Source organism: Propioniciclava sp., from assembly GCF_036744435.1.
Lineage (GTDB): Bacteria > Actinomycetota > Actinomycetes > Propionibacteriales > Propionibacteriaceae > Propioniciclava.
Genome location: NZ_DAIOIA010000237.1, coordinates 1 through 1,729, shown reverse-complemented (window position 1 = coordinate 1,729; position 1,729 = coordinate 1). Strand labels below are relative to the sequence as shown.

At 70.7% G+C, this 1,729-nt stretch carries 2 protein-coding genes; both read left to right on the top strand.

The window, feature by feature from the left end; translation table 11 throughout:
- On the top strand, positions 1-969 hold a 969-nt coding region (locus V7E09_RS15585; RefSeq protein ID WP_324523736.1), incomplete at its 5' end, for an ABC transporter ATP-binding protein.
- A 152-nt stretch (positions 970-1,121) separates the two neighbouring features.
- Positions 1,122-1,729, top strand: a 608-nt coding sequence (locus tag V7E09_RS15580) for an ABC transporter substrate-binding protein (RefSeq protein WP_324523735.1), incomplete at its 3' end; no start/stop codon positions are given.

Genomic DNA, 1,729 nt, shown 5'->3' with positions numbered 1-1,729 from the left:
CTGGTGATGCGCGACGGCGTCCTGGTCGAGTCGGGGCCGACCGCCGAGGTGCTCGGCAACCCGCGCCACGAGTACACCCGGCAGTTGCTGCGGGCGGTGCCGTCGGCGGCGACCCGCGGGCGCCGGCTCAGCGACGCCCCCGAGGACGCGCACGAGACGGAAGCGCCCGTCCGTGTCGCCGAGACGGGTGGGGCCGTGCTGGAGGCGTCCGACGTCAGCAAGACGTTCGAACTGCCCGGACGCCGCCTGCTGCAGGCCGTCGACGGCGTGAGCCTCAGCGTCGCGCCCGGGCAGAAGCTGGGGATCGTCGGCGAATCCGGCTCCGGCAAGAGCACGCTGGCCCGCATCCTGCTCGGGCTCGAGACCCCCGACGCGGGCAGCGCCCAGGTCGCCGGGGTGGACTGGAACGCCGCGCACGGGGAAGCCCGCGTCCAGGCGCGCCGCTCCGTCCAGTTCATCTCCCAGGATCCGCTCGGTTCCTTCGACCCGCGGTACACGGTGGGCGACATCATCGCCGAGCCGCTGCGGGGGGTGCTGGACGCCGCCGCCCGCGACGCCCGCGTCCGGGAGGTCCTGGAACTCACCCACCTGGAGCCGGAACTGCTGCCCGCGATGCCGCGCGCCCTCTCGGGCGGTCAGCGGCAACGCGTCAGCATCGCCCGCGCGCTCGCGCTGCGGCCCTCCGTGCTGGTCTGCGACGAGCCCGTCTCCGCGCTGGACGTGTCCATCCAGGCCCAGATCCTCGACCTGCTCGACGACCTGAACCGGCGCACCGGCACCGCGCTGGTGTTCATCTCCCACGATCTTGGCGTGGTGCATCACCTAGTCGATGACGTGCTCGTCATGAAGTCTGGCCGGGTCATCGAATCCGGGCCGATCGACGAGGTGTTCGATCACCCGCAACAGGACTACACGAAGGCGCTCCTGGCCGCCGTGCCCACCCTGGCGTTGACGCCGGTGGCCGCATGAGTGCCCTGCGATGCGGACGCATCCGCTGGTTGTGTACCGACCGCCGACAGGCGGACTAAGACCTACCCCCAAGCACTTGGCACGGGCGCCGACGGCGTCTCGTGGCTGGACCCTGCCCGCAGACTCGCAGACCCAACAGGAGAACCACCGAAATGAACACTCACGCCAGCCCCACTCGCCGGGGCGTCCGCCGATGGCGCATCGCGGCAGCTGCCGCGCTCAGCATCCTCACGCTCGCCGCGACCGGTTGCGCCGCGACGACGCCCGCGGCGGGGCCGAGCACGTCGGCCAGCGAACCCGTCGCCGGGGGCACCCTGTACTGGGGCATCGAGACGAAGCTGCAGACGGTCAACCCGCACCGCAACGGCCAGGACAAGGCCGGACCCATCCTGCGCAACGCTTTCGACTCCTACCTGTACCGCACCGAGTCGGGGGAGTACCAGCCGTGGCTGGCCTCCTCCTACTCGCTCGGCAATGACGGCAAGCAGGTGACGCTCGTGCTGCGCGACGGCGTCACGTTCAGCGACGGCGCCCCGCTCAACGCGGACGCCGTGATCGCGAACTTCGACAAGGTCAAGAGCACCGGCTACCTGACGTCTTCCCCGCCGGGCCTGCGGTTCGTGGACTCGTATGAGAAGACGGCCGACAACACGGTGACCTTCAACCTGAGCCAGCCCGACAGCCTGTTCCTGCTGTACCTCTCGAGCCAGACGTCCTCCCCGCTGTCCCCGGCGACGCTCGAGAAGCCGCAGACGGTGCT